Annotated in this window: 14 protein-coding genes and 1 pseudogene; 9 read left to right on the top strand and 6 right to left on the bottom strand. The window is 73.4% G+C overall.

Annotated features, from left to right (window positions below):
- Positions 1–187 precede the first annotated feature (187 nt).
- Positions 188–2941: a cellulose binding domain-containing protein gene (locus ABZS37_RS22990; RefSeq protein WP_355171985.1), complete on the bottom strand. Its 2754-nt coding sequence runs from the start codon at positions 2939–2941 to the stop codon at positions 188–190.
- Between the two features lie 357 nt (positions 2942–3298).
- Here ABZS37_RS22990 and ABZS37_RS22985 point away from each other — a divergent pair, with 357 nt between their 5' ends.
- The 3 genes from ABZS37_RS22985 (at position 3299) to ABZS37_RS22975 (ending at position 5092) form a co-directional block, all read left to right on the top strand.
- Positions 3299–3985: a BON domain-containing protein gene (locus ABZS37_RS22985; protein ID WP_355171983.1), complete on the top strand. Its 687-nt coding sequence runs from the start codon at positions 3299–3301 to the stop codon at positions 3983–3985.
- 64 nt (positions 3986–4049) lie between these two features.
- Positions 4050–4547, top strand: coding sequence for a redoxin domain-containing protein (locus ABZS37_RS22980; RefSeq protein ID WP_355171981.1), 498 nt, complete (start codon positions 4050–4052; stop codon positions 4545–4547).
- A complete protein-coding gene (locus tag ABZS37_RS22975; protein ID WP_355171979.1) occupies positions 4544–5092 on the top strand; it encodes a DsbA family protein in 549 nt (182 codons plus the stop codon). The genes ABZS37_RS22980 and ABZS37_RS22975 overlap by 4 nt, the downstream gene beginning before the upstream one ends.
- Positions 5093–5104: 12 nt before the next feature.
- On the opposite strand, the pseudogene ABZS37_RS22970 reads toward ABZS37_RS22975, so the two are convergent.
- Positions 5105–8081, bottom strand: a pseudogene (locus tag ABZS37_RS22970) (LuxR C-terminal-related transcriptional regulator).
- 77 nt (positions 8082–8158) lie between these two features.
- Between ABZS37_RS22970 and ABZS37_RS22965 the strand changes: the two are divergent.
- From ABZS37_RS22965 to serS, 5 genes are all read left to right on the top strand, one after another.
- A complete protein-coding gene (locus ABZS37_RS22965; RefSeq protein WP_355171977.1) occupies positions 8159–8599 on the top strand; it encodes a hypothetical protein in 441 nt (146 codons plus the stop codon).
- Positions 8596–9744 (top strand): alcohol dehydrogenase catalytic domain-containing protein, encoded by a 1149-nt coding sequence (locus tag ABZS37_RS22960; RefSeq protein ID WP_355171975.1) that lies wholly within the window; start codon positions 8596–8598, stop codon positions 9742–9744. The genes ABZS37_RS22965 and ABZS37_RS22960 overlap by 4 nt, the downstream gene beginning before the upstream one ends.
- A 50-nt stretch (positions 9745–9794) precedes the next feature.
- Positions 9795–11000, top strand: coding sequence for a saccharopine dehydrogenase NADP-binding domain-containing protein (locus tag ABZS37_RS22955; protein ID WP_355171973.1), 1206 nt, complete (start codon positions 9795–9797; stop codon positions 10998–11000).
- A 46-nt stretch (positions 11001–11046) separates the two neighbouring features.
- Positions 11047–12126 (top strand): MerR family transcriptional regulator, encoded by a 1080-nt coding sequence (locus ABZS37_RS22950; protein ID WP_355171991.1) that lies wholly within the window; start codon positions 11047–11049, stop codon positions 12124–12126.
- 108 nt (positions 12127–12234) lie between these two features.
- Positions 12235–13518: a serine--tRNA ligase gene (gene serS / locus ABZS37_RS22945; RefSeq protein WP_355171989.1), complete on the top strand. Its 1284-nt coding sequence runs from the start codon at positions 12235–12237 to the stop codon at positions 13516–13518.
- On the opposite strand, the gene ABZS37_RS22940 is transcribed toward serS, so the two are convergent.
- Genes ABZS37_RS22940 through ABZS37_RS22925 form a run of 4 tightly spaced genes read right to left on the bottom strand, consistent with a single transcriptional unit; the run spans position 13515 to position 18234 of the window.
- On the bottom strand, positions 13515–14438 hold the full coding sequence (locus ABZS37_RS22940; RefSeq protein ID WP_355171971.1) for a cytochrome c biogenesis CcdA family protein: 924 nt from the start codon (positions 14436–14438) through the stop codon (positions 13515–13517). The two genes, serS and ABZS37_RS22940, sit on opposite strands and share 4 nt — an antisense overlap.
- Positions 14435–15073 (bottom strand): redoxin domain-containing protein, encoded by a 639-nt coding sequence (locus ABZS37_RS22935; protein WP_355171969.1) that lies wholly within the window; start codon positions 15071–15073, stop codon positions 14435–14437. The genes ABZS37_RS22940 and ABZS37_RS22935 overlap by 4 nt, the downstream gene beginning before the upstream one ends.
- 60 nt (positions 15074–15133) lie before the next feature.
- Positions 15134–16600 carry an NADH-ubiquinone oxidoreductase-F iron-sulfur binding region domain-containing protein gene (locus tag ABZS37_RS22930; RefSeq protein WP_355171967.1) on the bottom strand — a complete coding sequence of 489 codons (1467 nt, stop codon included), beginning with the start codon at positions 16598–16600 and terminating at the stop codon, positions 15134–15136.
- Positions 16597–18234 carry a hypothetical protein gene (locus ABZS37_RS22925; RefSeq protein ID WP_355171965.1) on the bottom strand — a complete coding sequence of 546 codons (1638 nt, stop codon included), beginning with the start codon at positions 18232–18234 and terminating at the stop codon, positions 16597–16599. The genes ABZS37_RS22930 and ABZS37_RS22925 overlap by 4 nt, the downstream gene beginning before the upstream one ends.
- Positions 18235–18513: 279 nt before the next feature.
- Between ABZS37_RS22925 and ABZS37_RS22920 the strand changes: the two genes are divergently transcribed.
- Positions 18514–19959 carry an alpha-amylase family glycosyl hydrolase gene (locus ABZS37_RS22920; RefSeq protein ID WP_355171963.1) on the top strand — a complete coding sequence of 482 codons (1446 nt, stop codon included), beginning with the start codon at positions 18514–18516 and terminating at the stop codon, positions 19957–19959.
- Positions 19960–20030 lie beyond the last annotated feature (71 nt).

The following is a 20030-nucleotide window of genomic DNA, read 5'->3' as shown; positions in this document are numbered from 1 at the left end:
CCGGCCCGCCGGCCGCGGGGGGGGCGGGGGTGGGGGGCGCGGGGGGCGGCGTCGCGGGCCGCGCGCCCCGGGGGCCGGGGGGGCGGCGGGGGCGGGGGTGGGACCGGTCCGCCGGGTGCCGGACCCCTCAGGCGGCCCGGCGGACCGGTGTCTGGTGGTGATCCGGGGTCCCGGCCCGGATCACTGGTCAGCGACTTGTGCAGGTGATGGTGGCCGGTGGTGTGTTGCTGCCGGTCCACGAGCCGAGGAAACCGACGGTGGTGCTCGCCCCGGCGGCTAGTGCGCCGTTCCAGCCGCTGTCCCGGACCGATACGGCAGCCCCGGTCTGGGTGTACGAGCCACCCCAGAGTTGGCTGATCACCTGGCCGTCCCGGAAGGTCCAGCCCAGCGTCCAGCCGGTGATCGGCGCGCTGCCGGCATTGCGAACCACCAACTCCGCCTGGAAGCCGCCCGACCAGGAGCCGGTGACGCGGTAGGTCGCCGCGCAACCGCCGGTCGGCGGCGGGGTGGTCGGGGGCGGCGTCGTGGGCGGTGGAGTGGTCGGCGGCGGGGTGGTCGGGGGCGGCGTGGTCGGCGGCGGGGTGGTCGGGGGCGGCGTGGTCGGGGGCGGGGTGGTGGGCGGCGGCGTGGTCGGGGGCGGACCGCCGGCCCGGTCGGCGACCAGGATGCCGCGACCGTTGGTGCCGAGGTAGACCCGGCCGTAGACGCGTGGGTCCCCGGTCAACGCCTCGGTGGGATTGCCGTACTGGTGGCGGTCGTCGTTGACGCGTACCCAGCTCGCGCCGGTGTCGTCGGAGCGGTGTACGCCGGGCTGACCGTTCACCGTGCCGTACAGGAACACGGCGGGATTGGTCCGCCCGGGTGCCGCCTTACCGAAGCCGACGTTGCCGGAGGCACTGACGCCGTCCAGTTTGGTGAAGCTGGCACCCGCGTCGGTGGAGCGCCACAGCCCACCGGGCCCGGCCAGCCACAGCTCGCCCGTACGGCCCGGCAGCGCCTTGAACCGGACGTCGGAGGTGGGCAGCCCGGTCGCCGCGGTCACGGAGAAGCTCGCTCCGCCGTCGGTGCTCAGGTAGACCCGCCCGCCGCTGAGCCCGTAGAACCGGTTCGGGTCGACCCGGTCGGACTCGATGGTGGCGTTGGCCGGGATGCCGGTGGACGGCGTCCAGGAGTTGCCGAATCCGACCGAGTGGACGACGCGTTGGCCCGCGTCCCCGGGTGCCCAGACGAACCGGCTGCCGTCGGCCGCCGCGGCGACCGTGCCGCCGGTGTTGACCCCGGACGGCTCGGTGCCCTGGAACCAGGTGGCCCCGCCGTCGGTGGAGAAGGCGACGTGGCTGTCGGCGGGCCGGTCGGCGTCGGTGAAGTTGCCCGCACGGACCAGTACGGCCGGCTTGCTCTCGGCGTAGTCCAGGCTGGTGGTGGATGTGAAGACCGGCTGGGTGAACAGCATCGGCGGGATGGCGTCCAGGTCGGTGTGCCGGAAACCACCGACGTCACCGAGCGCGCTGATCAGTGGCGCACCGCTGGGTGGGCTGATCAGGTCGAGCACGGCCGTCTCCTCCAACCCGCGGATCATCGGCCGGATGGTGAACTGGCCCCCGGTGTCCCACCTGGTCAGGTCCGTGGTGCCGTAGATGGTGGCGCCGGTGCCGTACATCATGCGGTTGGAGTCGTGTGGGTCGATCTCCACCGACTCGTTCATCCAGCCGAGCTTCGGCGCCTCCTCCGGCGGGGCCGGGTTGGTGCCGAAGGTCAGCCAGGGCACGGCGCTGATGTCCATGGTGTAGCGACGGGACCTCTCCGGGTAGTTGCCGAACTCCCAGATCCGGGTCCAGGTCGCCCCGCCGTCGGTGCTGCGATAGAAGATCGCATCCGGCCACCAGGAGACCTGGGTGGCCACCATCAGCGTGTTCGGGCGCTGCCGGTCGATGGTCAGGCCGCTGTAGCCGAAGTAGGCGTCCGCGCTGGTGGACGGCAGTGGGCTGATCCGCGTCCAGGCTCCGGTCGACCGGGTGAACTTCCAGACGTCGCCCTTGCCACCGTCGTACGGGCCGCCGGTGTCGCTGGTGGCGATGTAGAGGTGACCGCCGACCGGATCGACGACACCCTTGTGCGCCAGGTAGCCGGTGGGCTGGCCGGGGATGCGCGACCAGGTCGCGCCGCCGTCGGTGCTGCGGTAGACCGGGTTCTCCTTGTCCGCCACGCCCACGTAGATGGTCTGCGTGGTGGAGCCGGCGGTGCCGGTGCTCTTGTCGAAGCTGACCCAGGTCAGGCCCTGGTTCTGCCCGTTGTAGCCGTTCGGGTCGCTGGGGTCGGCCCGGTAGTTGCCGGCGTTCGGGAAGGCGGTGACCCGGGCCCAGGTCGCCCCGTGGTCGGTGCTGCGCCACAGCCCGTTGCCACCCTCGGCGCCGTAGTACACGATGCTGTTCCGGTTGGGGTCCACGGCCAGCCGCTCCCCCATTCCCCGCCCCGGCATGTTGCCGCCGTTCTTGAACGGCAACTCGGTGATCTGCCAGGTGGCACCCTTGTCGGCCGAGCGCAGGATCGCGCCGTTGTTCGGGTCCCAGCCGTTGGTGTACATGCCGACCGCCGCGTACACCCGGTTGGTCTGCACCGGATCGGTGGCGATGCTGACCACGCCGTTGTAGCCCCACCGGTCGGCGCCGACCCAGTCGAGCAACGGCGTCCACGACTGGCTGGCCTGCTCCCAGCGGTACGCGCCGCCGATGTCGGTCCGCGCGTAGATCAGATTTTTCTCGGTGGGACTGAAGACGATGCCGGGCACGAAGCCGCCACCGCCCACGGGGACGTTTCGCCAGGTGTACGCCTCGGCGGCGGCCGGGGCCGGGGCCGACCCGGCGGCGGTGAACGGGACCACCACGACGGCTGTGGCGGCGACCAGCACGGACACGACCGTGCCAGCGAGACCTCTCGGCATCTGCGGTTCCTCTCGGGATGGAGCCCCGGGGGACGGGGTCGACCAGGTGGCGCCGCCGTGGCCTGGGGGACAGGCACGACGACGGGGACGGGCGGAGCTGCCCTGGCTCCCACCACCCGACGCGACGGCTCCCGCGATCGAGGAACGCGCTTACCCTAACCGATCCCCGACCCCTATGGAAGCGCTCCCACCATTGATGTCCGTGCGTGCCCCAACCAGAGCCACCCAGGCCCGGCCGGTCCGTCACCCGTTCCGGGCGAGGACGGCTCACCCGGGGCGGCGGCAGGATCGGACCACGGCGGACCTCCGGCCGCAGCCGCCTCCCGGTCCGCCAACCACGCACCGGAGGAGGGGCAGATGGCCATCGCGGAGATCGGCCGCACCGACCAGGACATCCAGTCCGCCGTACTCGACGAGCTGACCTGGGAACCACGGGTGCAGCCGCACGAGATCGGCGTGACAGTCGCCGAGGGCGTCGTCACGCTGACCGGCCGGGTGGACAGCTACGCCAAGAAATGGGCCGCCGAACGGGCCGCCCACCGCGTCACCTGGGTCCGGGCCGTCGCCAACGACCTGGCCGTGCAGCTGGCCAACAGCGCCGAGCGCGCCGATCCGGACCTGGCCGACGCCGCCAGCCACGCGCTGGAATGGGACGCGTTCGTGCCCATCGAGAAGCTCCAGGTCACCGTCTCGGCCGGCTGGGTGACGTTGCACGGCGAGGTCGAGTGGGAGTACCAGCGCCGAGCAGCCGAGCGGGCGGTCGGTCGGCTGACCGGCGTACGCGGGGTGAGCAACGGCATCACGGTCCGTCCGGCCGCCACGCCGGACGGCCGGAACCTGGCCGATCGGATCGTCGACGCCCTGGCCCGTGCCGGGGCGACCGAGGCCGAACGGATCAGCGTCCGGGTGCACGGCGACACCGCGATCCTCGCCGGGTTGGTGCACTCGATGCCCGAGCGGGCCGAGGTGGAGCAGGTGGCCTGGTCCGCGCCGGGCATCCGGGAGGTGCAGAACCACATCGCGGTCGCACCGGTGCTGCGCTGAGCGAGCGCGGAACCACCCGGGGTGGGTGAGCCGACCTCACCCACCCCGGGAGCAGGCTCGGGGCATGAGTGATCCGAACGGGCTGATCCAACCGGGGCGCACCGCGCCCGGCTTCACCCTGCCGGCCACCCCGGACGGGCGCCAGATTGGGCCCGAGCAGTTCCGCGGCCAGCCGATCGTGCTCGCCTTCTACCCCGCCGACTGGAGCCCGGTCTGCGGTGACCAGATGTCGCTCTACCAATCGGCGGCACCCGTCTTCGCCCAGTACCAGGCGGTGGTGCTCGGCATCTCGGTGGACAGCGTCTGGTCACACCGGGCGTTCGCGGAGAGCAGGGGCATCGAGTTCCCGCTGCTGGCCGACTTCGAGCCCAAGGGCGAGGTGGCCCGCCGCTATGGCGCGTACAGCCCGCAGGGTGAGGCGGCGCGCGCGCTGGTGGTGCTCGACCCGGCCGGGAAGGTGACCTGGAGCTACCTCTCCCCACCCGACGTCAACCCGGGTGCCGACGGCATCTTCGACGCGCTGGACCAGCTCGCCGCCGATCGGAAGGTGATGGCCCGATGACCACGCCACTGCAGGTCACGGCCCGACTTCGGGACCCGGTGACGACCGAGGACCACATTCGAGGGCCAGCCGACGCGTCGGTGACGATCGTCGAGTACGGCGACTTCCAGTGCCAGTTCTGCGGTGCCACGTACCCGAACCTGCACGAGTTGCTGCGGCAGAGGGCCGACACCGTACGACTGGTCTACCGCTACTTCCCTATCGCCAACGTGCACCCGTACGCCGAACGCGCCGCCGAGACGGCCGAGGCCGCCGCGGTCCGGGGCCGGTTCTGGGAGATGCACGACTGGCTCTACGAGCACCAGGACCAACTCGACCCGGTGCACCTCTCGCTCGGTGTCGAGCAGGTCGGACTGCCGCCGGACGAGCTGAACGCCGAGGTGGAGAGCCATGCGCACGCGGACCGGGTGCGCCGGGACTTCGTGGGCGGCATCCGCAGCGGGGTCAACGGCACCCCCACGCTATTCGTCAACGGTGTCCGGCACGAGGGCGGGTACGACCTGCCCGACCTGCTGGCGGCCGTGGACGGCGCGGGAGACGCCTGACCCCCATGCCGCTCAGATCAGCCGCAACTCGCGCGCCCGCCGGACCGCTTCGCGCCGGCGGGTCGCGTCGAGTTTGCGGTAGATGTTGCGGACGTGGGTCTTGACCGTGTTGACCGAGAGGGACAGTTCGCTGGCGATCTCCACGTTGGACAGGATGCTCTGCAGGTAGCGCAGGATGGTCAGCTCCCGCTCGGTGAGCGGCTCGTCGAGGGTGCCCCTCGACTCGGCGACCGGCCGGGCGGCAGTCTGCCCGGACCCTCGCACCAGGTCACCGACCAGCGCGAAGTGCGCGGTGCCCGCGTCGAGGTGTGCGGCGAGCAGGTCCCGCACCGGCGGTTGGGCGCGGGTGAAGACCCGCCGGCAGCCCTGCGGGCCGGCCAGATCCAGCACCTGCTCCAGGATCCGACCCGCCCGCCGCCCGTCCCCGGCTCGATCGGCCAGCACCGCGTCCAGCAGGCCCGCGTTCAGGCGTACCGGCAGGGGCCAGGCCGTGGCAGCAGGCGCCTGCCAGCCCGGCAGGGTCCGTCCAGCGGCGGCGACGTCGCCAGCCAGTAGCTCCACCTTCGCCACCGTCACGGCGAGCACCGGGTCGGTCCTGTCGTCGGCGACGCCAGCCAGCAGGGCACGGGCGGCGTCCAGGTCACCCCGTTCGGCACGCAGTTCGGCCTCGGCGGCCCGCAGCAGGCCGGCCAGCTGGGCGGCGGACGGCCGGTCGACCAGCGCCTCCCGGGCCTGGACGAGCAGCCGTTGGCCGGCCGCCGGGTCGCCGGAGTCGCGGTGCAGTTGCGCCCGGCACAGCGCGGCCACCGCCACCGCCACCGGTTCGTCGGAAGCAGCGGCAAGCCAGGAGTCTTCGCCGGAAGCAGCGGCAAGCCAGTCGTCGCCCGCATCCGCCTCGGAGCTGTCGACCCGGCCGCCGGAGACGCCGAGCGCCGGGCCGGCGAGGGCGAGGTTCGCCGCGGCCTCCTCGGGCTGGTCACGCAGGAGCGCCACCAGGGCCAACGCCAGGTACGCGTAGGCGCAGTCGAGCCGACAGGACCAGCCCCGACAGGGCGGCGTGCTCAGCGCGGCCCGGGCCGCCTGCTCGGCCGCTCGCAGCTCACCGCGTACCGCGAGCAGCAGCGCGGCGCGACTGGCGCCGACCAGCTCCGTACGCGGCCGACCGGCCTCCCGAGCCGCGGCCCGGGCCCGGACGAACCGCGCGGTCGGCAGCGCCCCGTCGGCCAACTCGACCAGCCCGAGCGCGGTACCGGTGAACGCCCGTAGGTCCGCGTCATCGGCCGCGCCGCCCCCACCGGCCGTCGGAGCGGAACTCGCCGCCCCGGTCGCCGCGGAGTCCGGCACTCGGGTCGGCGTGGCGCCCTCCGGACGGGTCCGCAGCAGCCGGGCGGCGGCGGCCCGGACCTCCGCCGGGTCGTCGGCGAGCCGGGCCACGGTCAACTCCAGCGCGGTGACCAACCGCAGGAACCGGTCCCGGCGTGGCAGCGGCAGGCCCGTGGCGTGCCCGGCGGCGGCCCGCAGGTAGCCGGTGGCGGCGGAAAGATCGCCGGCGTACGCACGCTCGGCGGCGCAGGCCAACGCCACCTCGGGATCGGCGCGGATCACCTCCGTTGGCGGGGCCACGGGTGCCGGGGCGTGCACCGGGTCGCGGTCGTACCGGGTCAGCTCCGGCCAGTGCGCGACGAACAGGTCGCCGGCCAGGTCCCACCGGCCGCCGGCCAGCGCGTGCCGCAGACCATCGGTCGGTCGTCCGTCGCCCGCGTACCAGTCGGCCGCCCGCACGTGCAGCTCACGCAGCTCGTCCGCGGGCAGCCGGGCCAGGTCGGCGCGGAGCAGGTCGGCGAGCAGGGGCTCGCAGCGGTACCAGGGCGGGCGGCTGCCCTCCCGGTGCAGCAGACCACCGGCCCTGGCCAGGTCGGCCAGGGCCTGCCCGGCGTCGGCGCGCCCGGTCAGCGCCTCGGCCAGGTCGGCGCAGACGGTCTCGACGACGGCGGTACGACGCAGCAGGTCCTCGTCGGCCGGGTCGAGCGTCGCGAGCACCTCCTCGTGCAGATATCCGGCGATCTCCGGTTGGTCACCACCGAAGTGCCCCACCCAGCGCTCCGGGTCGGGCTGTCCCCGCACCGCGAGCGCGGCGATGCGCAGCGCTGCCGGCCAGCCCCCGGTGCGCTCGCGCAGCCGGTGCACGGCGACCGCCGGCAGCGCCGCGCCGTGCGCGGTGAGCAGATCGGCCACCTCGTCGTCGGTGAACGCCAGCTCGTCGGGACCGATCTCGGTCAGCTCACCGGCGAGGCGGAGCCGGTGCAGGGGCAGGTGCAGCCCGGCTCGCGCCCCGATCACCAGGTGCAGCCGCTGCTCGGCATGGCGCAGCAGGAACTCCAACCCGGTCAGCGCCGCCGGGTCGGCGACCCGCTGCAGATCGTCCAGGATCAGCAGCACCGGCCGGTCCGCGGCGGTGAGCGTGGCGGCCAGCAGCTCCAGTTGGTCGGGGCGCGGCGGCCCGTCGGGCACCGGGCCGTCATCCGCCGACCCGGTCGCCGACCGCAGGGCCGCCGCCAGGTACGCCCAGAGCCGGTCACCGTCGTCACCGACCTCCACGGACACCCACGCCGACACCGGACCCACCTCGGGCAGAACCGACAGGCGGCCGGAGTCGGGCACACCAACGCCCGTTTCGGCCTCAGGTGTGTCGCCGGTCAGCCGCGCCCAGGAGGCGAGCAACGTGGTCTTGCCCCAGCCTGCGGGGGCGGCGACCAGGGTGACCGGTCCCGCACTGCCCTCGTCCAGCCGGCGTAGCAGTCGGGGACGGGCCACCACCGGCGCCGGCGGCACGGCCGGAATCAACCGGGACGCCAGCAGCGGTGCCTCCGCCCGGTGCCCCGGTGCCGTGTCGACCCCTGCGCGATCCCGCTGTTCTGGCACCCGGCCTCACCCCCACCACGCGTTCCGCCCCGGTCGGCCAGCGGTTACCCGGCGCGGGCCGGTTCACCCCTTCCGGGCGAGCACGCTTCACCCGACCGCGACCAACGATCGAGGGACGTGACACCGGGAGGACGGGTGGGACCGATGGGACGGCTGGCGCGGGCGGGACCCGCCATCGGCAACGCGGCGCTGACCGGCGCGGCGCGGCTGCTGCGCGTACCCCGGTGGCGCGGCCGGGCCGGTGCGGACGGTGACCCTGCCGCGCCGGCCCGGTGGGAGGTGGTGACGGTCGACCGGCCGCCGGAGCAGGTGCTCCCCGGTGGCCGATGGCCCGAACCGCTGCGCCACCTGGACGGTGCGGTCGAGGTGCGGGTGCGACTGGCACCCGGCGACCGGGGCACCGAGCTGGCCGCCCGGCCGCTGGTCGACGCCACCCCGCCCGCCGGGCTGGCCGTGCATGTGGTCGGGGACGACCCGGGTCTGCTGGTTCGCCGGACATTGCGCCAGATCAAGCAACGAGTGGAGGCCGGCGAGGTGCTGCGCGCGGACCGGTCCGCGCTGGACCGTTCCGAGGTCCACGGGTGAGGGCGCTGTGCTGGGTGGCCGCCGACGAGCTGGCGGTACGCCAGGTGCCCGACCCGGAGCTGCGCAACGAGCGCGACGTCATCGTCCGGGTACGCCGCAGCGCCACCTGCGGCGGGGACCTGCCGCTGCTGGCCGGCCCGGACCCGCTTCTGCGGACCGGCGACGTGCTCGGGGCCGAGTTCCTGGGCGAGGTGGTCGAGGTCGGCCCCGCGGTCCGCCGGCACCGGGTCGGCGACCGTGTGGTCGTCGGCGCGAGCGTCGCCTGCGGCGGTTGCTGGTACTGCCGCCAGGGCCTGCACTCCTGCTGCGACAACGGCAGCGCCGACCCGGCGAGCACCGACCCCGGTTGGGGACGGTTGGACGCCGGCTGCTTCGGCCGGCCCCGGGCGGCGGGCGGCTTCGCGGGCGGTCATGCCGAGTACGTCCGGGTGCCGTACGCCGACGTGGGCGCGTTCCAGGTGCCGGACGCGGTGGACGACGAACGGGCGCTGTTCGCCGCCGACGCGGCGCCTGCCGGGTGGCTGGCGGCCGAGCTGGGTGCGGTACGGCCCGGCGACGTGGTGGCGATCTGGGGCGCCGGGGCGGTGGGCCAGTTGACCGCTCAGGCGGCGGTGCTGCGCGGTGCCGCCCGGGTGCTGGTGGTGGACCGGTACGAGGAGCGGTTGCGGATGGCAGAGCGACACTCCGGCGCGGAGCCACTGGACTACCGCCGCACCGACATCGCGGCCGAGCTGCGCGATCGCAGCGGTGGGCGCGGGCCGGACGTGTGCGTGCTGGCGGTCGGCACGCCCCCGGCCCGGTCGGCGATTGATCGGTTCGGTGGGCGTACCGCCGAGCGACCGGACGCGCTGCGCGAGGCCGTGCACTCCTGCCGCAAGAGCGGTGTGGTGGTGGTGCTCGGCGGGGCCGACGAGTTCGTCGACGCGTTCCCGCTGGGCGCGGTGACCGACCGGCGGCTCACCCTGCGCGGAGCCCGTCGGCCGGACCTGCGGGACGTGCCGATGCTGCTGGACCGGATGGCCCGCGACGAGCTGCGCACCGAACATCTGGCCACCCACCGCCTGCCGTTGGAGCACGGCCCCCAGGGGTACGCGCTGTTCCGGGACCGGGCCGACGGCTGCGTACGGGCCGTGTTCACCCCGTGACGCCACACTCGTGACCGCCCATCGGCGACGGCGGATGGCAGACTCTGGGGATGGCTGGGGAGCGAACGTACGACGTGGTGCTGTTCGGGGCGACCGGATTCACCGGAGGTCTGACCGCCGAATACCTGGCCCGGCACGCGCCGCCCGGGTTGCGCTGGGCGCTGGCCGGGCGTAGCCCGGACCGCCTCGCCGCCGTCCGGGAACGGCTCGCCGCGATCGACCCGACGCTGGCCGGGTTGCCGCTGCTCACCGCCGACGTGACCGACGCCGACTCGTTGCGCGCGGTGGCGGACAGCGCCCGGGTGGTGGCCAGCACGGTCGGCCCGTACGTCCACCACGGGGAGCCGCTGGTCGCCGCCTGCGCCCGAGCCGGCACCGACTACCTGGACATCACCGGCGAGTCGGAGTTCGTCGACCTGATGTACGTGCGCCACCACGCCGAGGCGACCCGCACCGGCGCGCGGCTGGTGCACGCGTGCGGGTTCGACTCCATCCCGCACGACCTGGGCGTCTGGTTCACCGTCAAGCAACTGCCCGCCGACGTTCCGATCACGGTGGACGGTTACGTGCGCGCTGGCGGTCGGTTCTCCGCCGGCACGTACCATTCCGCGCTCACCGCGTTCTCCCGCACCGGGCAGGCCAGCCGGGCCGCCCGGGACCGCCGGGCCGTCGAGCCGCGCCCCACGGACCGCCGGGTCCGGGCAATTCCCGGTCGGCTGGCCCGCTCAGCCGAGCTGGGCATCTGGACCGTGCCGTTGCCGACCATCGACCCGCAGGTGGTCCGCCGCTCGGCGGCAGCCCGTCCGGAGTACGGCCCGGACTTCCGCTACCGGCACTTCGCCGCGGTGAAGCGGCTGCCCACCGTGCTGGCCGGCGCGGCCGGGCTCGGCGCGCTCATGGGGCTGGTGAAGCTGCCACCCAGCCGACGCTGGCTGCTCGGCCGGCTCGCCTCCGGGCAGGGGCCCACCGCGCAGCAGCGGGCGGCGTCCTGGTTCCGGGTCCGGTTCGTCGGCACCGGCGGCGGGCGGCGGGTGGTCACCGAGGTCGCTGGCGGCGACCCGGGCTACGACGAGACGGCGAAGATGCTCGGCGAGTCGGCGCTCTGCCTGGCGCTCGACGAGCTGCCGCCGACCACCGGCCAGCTCACCCCGGTCGCCGCGATGGGCGACGCGCTGCTCGACCGGCTCATCCGGGCCGGCCTCACCTTCCGGGTGCTGGAGCAGGACACGACGACGCCGCAGGGGCAGGTGGCTTGACCCTCTACCAGGTCGAGGGGGCAGGATTCCCAGCGTGGAGAACGACCTGCACAGCATCGGCGAGCTGGCCCGGGCCAGCGGCCTGACCGTCAGCGCGCTGCGCTTCTACGACTCGGCGGGGGTGCTGGAGCCGGCCCTGGTCGACCCGATGAGCGGCTACCGCTGGTACACCGAGGAGCAGATCACCCCGGCCCGGTTGGTGGCCGGGCTGCGCCGCATCGGCATGCCGGTGCCGGAGATCGCCGCCGCGGTCCGCGCCGATCCGGCCGCGGTGCACCGGCTGCTCGACACGCACCTGCGCCGGCTGGCGGACGGGCTCACCGACGCCCGACGTGAGGTCGCCCGGCTCCGGGCTCTGGTCGACCCGGCCGAGCCCGCCACCACCACGCTGCTGCTCTCCCCCGCCGGTTTGGCCGTCGCGGTCGACGCGGTGCGCTTCGCCGTCGGCACCGACCCGGAGCTGCCGGTGCTCTCCGGCGTGCTGCTCGACGTGGCGCCGGACGGCGTCCGGCTCGTCGCCACCGACCGGCACCGGCTCGCGCTGGCCCGGGTCGGGCCCGGGGTGACCGTCGACGGCCCACCGGTGCGGGTGCTCGTTCCCGTGGCCCTCATCGACCAGCTCCGCGTGCTGCTCGACGCCGCCGACACCCGGCCGGTGCGGCTGACCGCGTCCGACGCCGACCTGCGGATCGTGGTGGCTGGCCGGACGCTGACCGGCACCGCCCTGCCGTACGACTTCCCGGACTACCGCCGGTTGCTGCGCGAAGCTGTGGACGAGCGGCCGGGGGCGCGCCGGATCCCGGTGGACGTGGCGGCGCTGCGCGCCGCGCTGGCCGACCCGGCGGCCCCCACGGTGTCGTGCGACTACGGTGGCGAGCCACGGGAGGTCACCGTGCTGGGCCTCGACGACCAGGGCGGCCTGCGCCTGCTCCCCACCGCCGACCTGTCCTCGGACACGCTGCGGGTCGGGGTGGACGGTGGCTACCTGCTGGACGCGCTGAACGCGCTGAACGCGGCCGGCGCACCCCAACTGGTGTTGGAGCTGGACGGCCCGATCGCCCCGCTGGCCGTACGCCGCCCGGACGACGCGGACACCTACTCCATGCTGATGCCGATCCGGCTCTGAACCGGGGTCGCCGCGTCCCTTCCGCGCTCCCCGTCCCGGGGCGACGAGGGCGCGACGGTAGCATCTGGTGGTTCACCTGTGACCCCGGACGGAGGCGTACGGAGCAGCATGCTCGACATGGAGTTGATCCGGAAGGATCGCGAGGCGGTGGCAACCGCGCTGGCGAAGCGTCTGGATCCCGCCGAGGTCACCCGTGCCCTGGACGAGATCCAGCGGCTCGACCAGGAACGCCGCACCCTGATCACGGAGATCGACGCCGAGCGGCAGCGCCGCAAGGCGGAGGCCCGGGCGTACGCGCAGGCCAAGCGCGCCGGCGAGGAGCCGCAGGTCGCCGCGCCGGAGGCCGAGCGTAAGCAGCTCGCCGAGCTGGAGTCCCAGCTGGACGAGGTGCAGGCCCGGCTGCGCACGGCGATGAGTGAGCTGCCCAACCTGCCGGCCGACGATGTCGTGGCCGGCGGCAAGGAAGCCAACCGGGTCGTGAAGACCTTCGGCGAGCCGCCGGTGATCGAGAAGGTCCGCGACCACGTGGAGCTGAGCCGTGCGCTGGGCCTGGTCGACTACGAGCGCGGGGTCAAGCTCGGTGGGTCCGGTTTCTGGATCTACACGGGGGTCGGCGCCCGGCTGGAGTGGGCGCTGCTCAACTACTTCATCGACCAGCACGTCAAGGCCGGGTACGAGTTCCTGCTCCCGCCGCACCTGCTTCTGGACTCGGCCGGCTTCGCTGCCGGGCAGTTCCCCAAGTTCTACGACGACGTCTACCACCTGGACAAGGAGTCCGCCCCGCGTGGGCAGTTCCTGCTGCCCACGTCGGAGACGGCGATCCTCGGCGCGTACCAGGACGAGATCCTGGAGACCCCGAAGCTGCCGCTGAAGGCGTTCGCCTACACCCCGTGCTACCGGCGGGAGTCGGCCGGCTCGCACTCGGACGAGCGCGGCACGGTGCGGGGGCACCAGTTCAACAAGGTGGAGATCTTCCAGTTCACCCTGCCGGAGCAGGCCGACACGGCACTGGAGGAGATGCTCGCCCACGCCGAGGGCCTGGTCGAGGGGCTGGGCCTGCACTACCAGCGCACTCTGCTCTCGGCCGGTGACGCCAGCGCCTCGATGAAGAAGACCCTCGACATCGAGGTGTGGATGCCGAGCACCGGCAAGTACAAGGAGGTGTCGTCGGTCTCCTGGGCCGGCGACTACCAGGCCCGCCGGGCGGCCATCCGCTACCGCGAGCCGGGCGGCAAGCAGACCCGTTTCGTGCACACCCTCAACGGCTCGGCGCTGGCCACCAGCCGGCTCTTCCCGGCCATCCTGGAGCAGAACCAGCAGGCCGACGGCTCAGTCCTGATCCCCAAGGTCCTCCAAGACCGCCTAGGAACGGACCGCCTAACCCCCCGCTAACCTCGAACCCCCTGACCTCCCGTCGATCTTGCAGCTTCGGTCCCCGAGATGGGGTGCTTTGCGGCTTTTGCCGGGGCAGCAACTGCAAGATCGCGGGGGTGGGGGCGGGAGCGGCGGATCAGGGCTGGTGCCAGCAGGAGGGTTGCGAGGGTTAGCAGCAGCACCGTGGGGTTCAGGGTGTCCGCCAGGGCGTGTTGCAGCCGGGACGCCGCCTGGATCACCGGGTCCCTCAGGGCGTCACGGCGGCCGGCGGCGAGCCGTAGCTCGTACCAGCCGTACCAGGCGACATAACCGCCAGCGAGCAGCAGCACCAGGCCGCTGAGCCGGGGCACCAGCGCGCCGGCGACGCGCAGCCGGGCCACCAGCCCGTCGCGCAGCAGCGCCACACCGAGCGCGGCGACCGCGACCACCAGACCCATCCCGAGGGCGTACGCGCCGAACAGCGCCAGCCCGCGGCCGGTCGAGCCGGCCTGGAGACTGGTCACCACGATGGCCAGGAACGGCGCGATGGCGCAGCCGAGCGACGCCAGCGCGTACGCCGCGCCGAACAGCACCATCGACGGCCAGGACCGGGTGAGCCGGGGTGCCCGGGCGGACCAGCCGGGCGCGGGCAGTCGCCGGCCGGCGAGCAGCCAGCAGCCGGCCACCACCAGCAGCACGCCGAGCGCCACGGTCAGCCACGGCAGCCGGGGCCGCAGCCAACCGGCCAGCGGCGCGAGCGCCAGGCCGAACGCGCCGAAGACCAGCACGTACCCCAGGGTCAGCCCGGCCGCCGCGGTGAGCGCGCGACCGACCGCGCCGCGGGCGTCCGTCGCCCCGGCGACCAACAGCGAGAGGTACGCGGGCAGCAACGCGAAGCCGCACGGGTTGACCGCGCCGAGCATGCCTGCGGTCAGCGCGAGCAGCAGCGGGGCGGTCACGCCCCGGCCAGTGCGGCGACCCGGGCGGTGAGCGCCTCGCCGTCCAGGAATCCCTGGTGGACCACCTTGCCGTTCCGGTCGATGATCACGAAGATGCTCTGCTCGGTCACCTTGAACCGGCGCCAGAGCGTTCCCTTGCGGTCGTCGAGCTGTGGCGTCCCGGTGAGGTCGAACTCGGTGACGAACTCCTTCATGGCCTTCTGCTCACCGAGCCCGGCGACGCCGATGATCGGCACGGTGTCGCGGTATTGGGGCGCGACCTCGGCCACCGTCCAGGCCTGGCTGGCGCAGGTGGCGCACCACGGCGCCCAGAACCACAGCACCACGGGCCGGCCGGCGAGCTGTGCCGCGTCGAACGCGGCGCCGGTGAGGGTGGTCCCGGTGAAGCGCAGAGTGTCCGGGACCTGCGCCGGAGCGGCAGCCGGTGAGCCGGGCGAAGCGGCGGCCGCGGAACCGGTCGGTGCGGCCGAGGCGCTGGTCGAGGCTGGTGGGGATCCGGCGGTGGCCGGTCCGGACGCCGCCGTGCCGGTGCAGGATGCCGTACCGAGCAGGGCAACGACGAGCGCGCCGGCCAGGGCGGCCCGACGATCCCCGCCGAGCCGGGGTGGTCGCCTCCATGCGTGCCAGCGGCGCATCCGCGTCTCCCTTCGACAGTCGCACTTCCCCTACACCAGGCGTTGCGAAGGGGCCCTTCCCTACTCGGCCTTTGCCAGCCGGAGGGCCAGCTCCGGGCACACCTTGACCGCCTTCAGCGCGCCCTCCCGCAGCCAGGTCGGCACGGGGGTGGTCGGGAAGGCGGGATATCCGTTCGCGTCGAGCCGGATGAAATCCGGGACGACGTGCGCGCAGAGGCCGTGCCCGTCGCACCGCGACCAGTCCAGGGTGAGCTTCTGCGGGTTGAGGTCGGGTGCGCCCGGCAGCCCCATCACGCCCTTGACCCGGCGGCCACAGCCATCGCCGGTGCTGTGCAGCCGCAGGTCGTCGGCGAAGACCTCGATCGCGGAGAGGGCGAACCGCGCCGTGCCGTCCGGGTGGCTGCACGCGCCCCGGCCCTTCACCTCGCCGGCGGCGGCCCGGACCACGTCCGCTGGTTGGCTGCCGGCGACGGCCAGGTCCACGGCGCGGGCCAGGTCCGGCAGGCCCATCTTGCACGGTCCGCACTGCCCGGCGGACTCGCCGGCCAGGTAGCGCACCACCTGCGCGGCCTCACCGAGCGGGCAGGTGTCGACGCCGAGCGGGATGATGATGCCCGCGCCGAGGGTGCCGCCGACCGCGGCCAGGCCCTTGCGGGAGACCTCGGCCTTCTCCGCCGCCTCCGGGGTGATCCACTTGCCGTGGTAGCCGCCCATCAGGATGCCCTGCACGTCCGGCACCTCGCACAGGTCAAGGACGTCGCGCAACGGCATGCCGGCGGTGCACTCCACCACGGCCGGCCGGCCCGCCGCGCCGGTCACGGTGAGCAGCACGGTGCCCGGCTCGTCGTCGGTGCCGAGCGCCGCGTACTCGTACGGGCCGAGTCGCGCCCCGACGGCGAGTTGGGCGTACGTCTCGGCGTTGGACAGCAGGGTGGGCAGGCCACTGACGCCGGAGTCGCTGGAACGCTTCTTGGTGCCAGGCGGAATGTGCGGCAGACCGTTGATCCCATTGACCAGCGCGCCGCCCTCGCCGGAGATGAACCGGTGCGGCACGGTGACGATGGTGGTCGGCACCGGCATCCGGCGCTCCTCCAGCGCCTCCATCAGCGAGTCCCGGCCAACCCCGTCGTCGGCCACGCCGATCACGATCTCGTCGGCGTCCAACGCGTACGCGGCCAGCGCCGCGCCGTCCAGGATCAGGTGGGGGGCGCGGGTCAGCAGGACCTTGTCCTTCCAGCTGGCCGGCTCCCCCTCGCTGGCGTTGACCACCACCACGGCGGCGAGGTCCTGCCGCTCGCACGACTCCAGCACCGCGCGCAGCTTGCGGGCGAACGGGAAACCCGCCCCGCCCTTGCCCTTGAGCTGCATGCCCTCGGCGAGCCGGAGCAACTGCGCCGGCTCCATCGGGCCGATCGGGCCGTGCACCTCCTCGTGCGCGGCCAGGTCGAGCCGGCCGAACTCGGCGAAGCCGGCGGTGAGCCGGGGCTCACCCACGCAGGCGACCGCTGGCACGGCCGTCCGCATCATTTCGCCTCACCTCGCAGCCCGGCCCAGTACGCCCCGTCCACCGCATCCGCGCTGGCCTTGCGGCGCTTGGCGGACCGGCCCTCGCCGGCTGCCCGCTTGGCGCGGCGAGACGCCAGGTCGACCAGGGTCGGGGTGTCGTCGACGGGCGGCGGCACCTCGTCCGGCACGTACCGGGCCGGGGGGCGCCAGTAGTCCGGCTCCTCCGGCAGGTCGTCCTCGACGCTGTGCCGGCCGCTGCCACTGCGGGGCGTCGCCGAGATCGGGCTGCTGGAGATCGGCTCGGCGGAGACCGGGCCGGCCGAGATCGGCTCGCCGGCCTGCCACCGGCGCGGGCTGTCCCACGGCTCCTCGGGCTCGGCGACAGTCGGCTGTGGCGGCGCCGAGTAGCGGCTGCCGTCGTCCTCGTTGCGGGACCGGCGGCTGGACCGCTCGGCGACCGGCTCCTCGGCGCTTCGCCGCCGCGTCGTGGCAGCCTCGTCCCGGGTACGCGAGCCGCGTCGCCGGGCCACCGGCTCCAACTCCTCCTCGTCGCGTCGACGGGTGCCGGTCTCCTCCGCACTGCGGCGGGTCGAGCGGCGGGTCGCCGGCTCCTCGTCGCGTCGGCCGCGCGACGGCCGTTCGGTGTCGCGGCGGGCCGCGGGCTCTTCCTCGCGTCGACGCCGGCTGGGTCGGGTCGGCTCGACGAGGGAGCCGGGCTCGGGCACCACCGGGACGGTGAACCGATCGGGGTCGCGCCGCCCGGCCGGCGCGGCCCACGTGGCGGTGGTGGTCTCCGCCCAGGCGGGACGCTTGTCCGCATCGGAGGTGCGGCGTCGGCTCATACCGGCCAGCAGCGATCGGCCACGGCTCGCCTCGCCGGCCCGGCCGGCCAACGCCGCGTTCCGCACCGCCGCCTGGTGCTGCTCACGGCTGCGCCGACCGATGGTGACCGAGAGCCGGACCAGCAGGGCCAGCACGACCAGCAGGATGCAACCGAGGTAGCTGAGCACCACCCAGGACTTCGCGGCCCGGCCGGCGTTGAGGCCGTGCAGCACAGAGAACGGCCAGGCCAGGTACGCGGTGGAGTGCATCGTGCGCCACAGCCACTTCGGACCGACGCCGGCGAAGCGGGCCCGGATGATGCCGGTCCAGATCACGCTGACCATCAGCAGGGCGGCCACCGTGCCGAGCCCGACGTAGAGCCCTCGGCCGCCGACGAACGGCACCAGCGCGTCGGTCGCCGCCGCACGACCCGTGGCGATCTTGGTGAGGACGTGGAAACCGAGCCCGGCCACGCCCAGCACGCCGGTGGCCCGGTGCGCCGACTGCATCAGCACCCGGTGCGAGATGCGCAGCACCAGCCGGTCGGTGGCGAGCAGGCCGAGCATCACGGTGAGGCTCAACGACACCAGGGCGATCACCCCGGCGAAGAACTCGGTGAAGAAGAAGCCGTACGCGTACGCCGTCTGGCCGGCGCCGGTCAGCATTATCGCCGCCCAGAGCGCGGCGAGCACCGACGCGATCAGCATGGCGACCGCGGACCGCGACGGGGCGCGTACCCCCCGACTGCTGGCGCTGGTCCGGACGGTGGCCGCCTTCTGGTCCTGCTGTGCCCGGGCCATCTGCTCCTCGATCGTCTCGCGGCGGCGTACCACCGGCCGACCCCTGCTCCCCCATCCAGTACGGACCGGCGGGGCGCGCGGATCATCCGGTGGCGAAAATTTCTGGGGCGCGATCGAACCGAGTGGTGCCGGCGTGCGTTGCACCCGCTCCCCCGCACCGGTTCAGACAGTGACAGATGTCCATGCATTGACAGTCACTGCAACACGCTTGTAACCTTTCAGAAAATTTCAGCCTGGGTTGCAAGATTCCGACAACCCAGCGCTTCCCCGCCGCACCACCACCCCCGCCCCTGCCCTCGTCAGGAGTCCTCGATGCACCGTCGTCGACGTGGCTCGGCGATCCTCGCCCTCGGCCTGGTCGCCAGCCTGCTCGTCCCCATCACCATGACGGCACCCCCGGCCGTCGCCGCCCCGCCCGGCGGCAAGAAGGTCATCGTCCAGCTCTTCGAGTGGAACTGGCCCTCGGTGGCCAGCGAGTGCCAGAGCACGCTCGGCCCGAAGGGCTACGGCTACGTCCAGGTCTCGCCCCCGCAGGAACACGTTCGGGGCAACCAGTGGTGGCTGGCGTACCAGCCGGTCAGCTACCGGATCGAGTCCCGCAAGGGCACCCGGGCCCAGTTCCAGTCGATGGTGAACACCTGCCACACGGCCGGCGTCAAGGTGATCGTCGACGCGGTGATCAACCACATGTCCGGTCAGGACAACGGCGGCACCGGCTGGGCCGGCTCGTCCTACTCGCACTACGACTACCCTGGCATCTACCAGAACCAGGACTTCCACCACTGCGGGCGTAACGGCGGCGACGACATCGCCAACTACAACGACCGGTACGAGGTGCAGAACTGCGAGCTGGTCAACCTCTCGGACCTGAAGACCGAGTCCGACTACGTCCGTACGAAGATCGCGTCGTACCTCAACGACCTGCTCTCCCTCGGTGTGGACGGCTTCCGGTTGGACGCCAGCAAGCACATGCCGGCCGCCGACATCGCCGCGATCAAGGGCAAGCTCTCCCGCTCGGCGTACATCGTGCAGGAGGTCATCTACGGTGCCGGCGAGCCGGTCCAGCCAACGGAGTACACCGGCAACGGTGACGTGCACGAGTTCCGCTACGGCAAGGACCTGGCCCGGGTGTTCCGCTCGGAACGGCTGTCCTACCTGCGCAACTTCGGTGAGGGCTGGGGGCACCTGCCCACCGGGCCGGCCTCGGTGTTCGTCGACAACCACGACACCCAGCGCGACAGCGGTGGCGTGCTCACCTACAAGGATCGCGGCATCTACGCGCTGGCGAACGCGTTCATGCTGGCCTGGCCGTACGGTTCGCCGACCGTCATGTCCAGCTACACCTTCAGCAACCGGGACGCCGGCCCGCCGTCGGACGGTGCCAACAAGACACTCAACGCCACCTGCTACTCCGGCTGGGAGTGCGAGCACCGCTGGCCGGTGATCGCCAACATGGTCGGCTTCCGCAACGCCACCGAGGGCGCCGGCGTGGCCAACTGGTACGACAACGGCAACAACCACATCGCGTTCAGCCGTAGCGGCAAGGGTTTCATCACCGTCAACGACGAGGATTCCGCGGTGAACGGTCGCTCCTACTACACGGGGCTGCCCGCCGGTCGGTACTGCGACGTCATCCACGGCACGTACGCGGGCGGCGCGTGCAGCGGGCCGGTGATCACGGTGGACGGTAGCGGCTGGTTCGCGGCCAACGTGGCGGCACACGACGCAGTGGCCATCCACATCGGCGCCCGGGTCTGAGTCGGTCGTGGCCTCCGGCCGGCGGGTATCGCCGAACCGGGGGCCCCGGACCATTCGCCGCCGTAGTGTGG

This window comes from Micromonospora sp. NPDC005413 (assembly GCF_040606435.1).
Classification (GTDB): domain Bacteria; phylum Actinomycetota; class Actinomycetes; order Mycobacteriales; family Micromonosporaceae; genus Micromonospora.
Note: the sequence above shows the minus strand (reverse complement) of the source record. Positions and strands in the feature narration are given on the sequence as shown.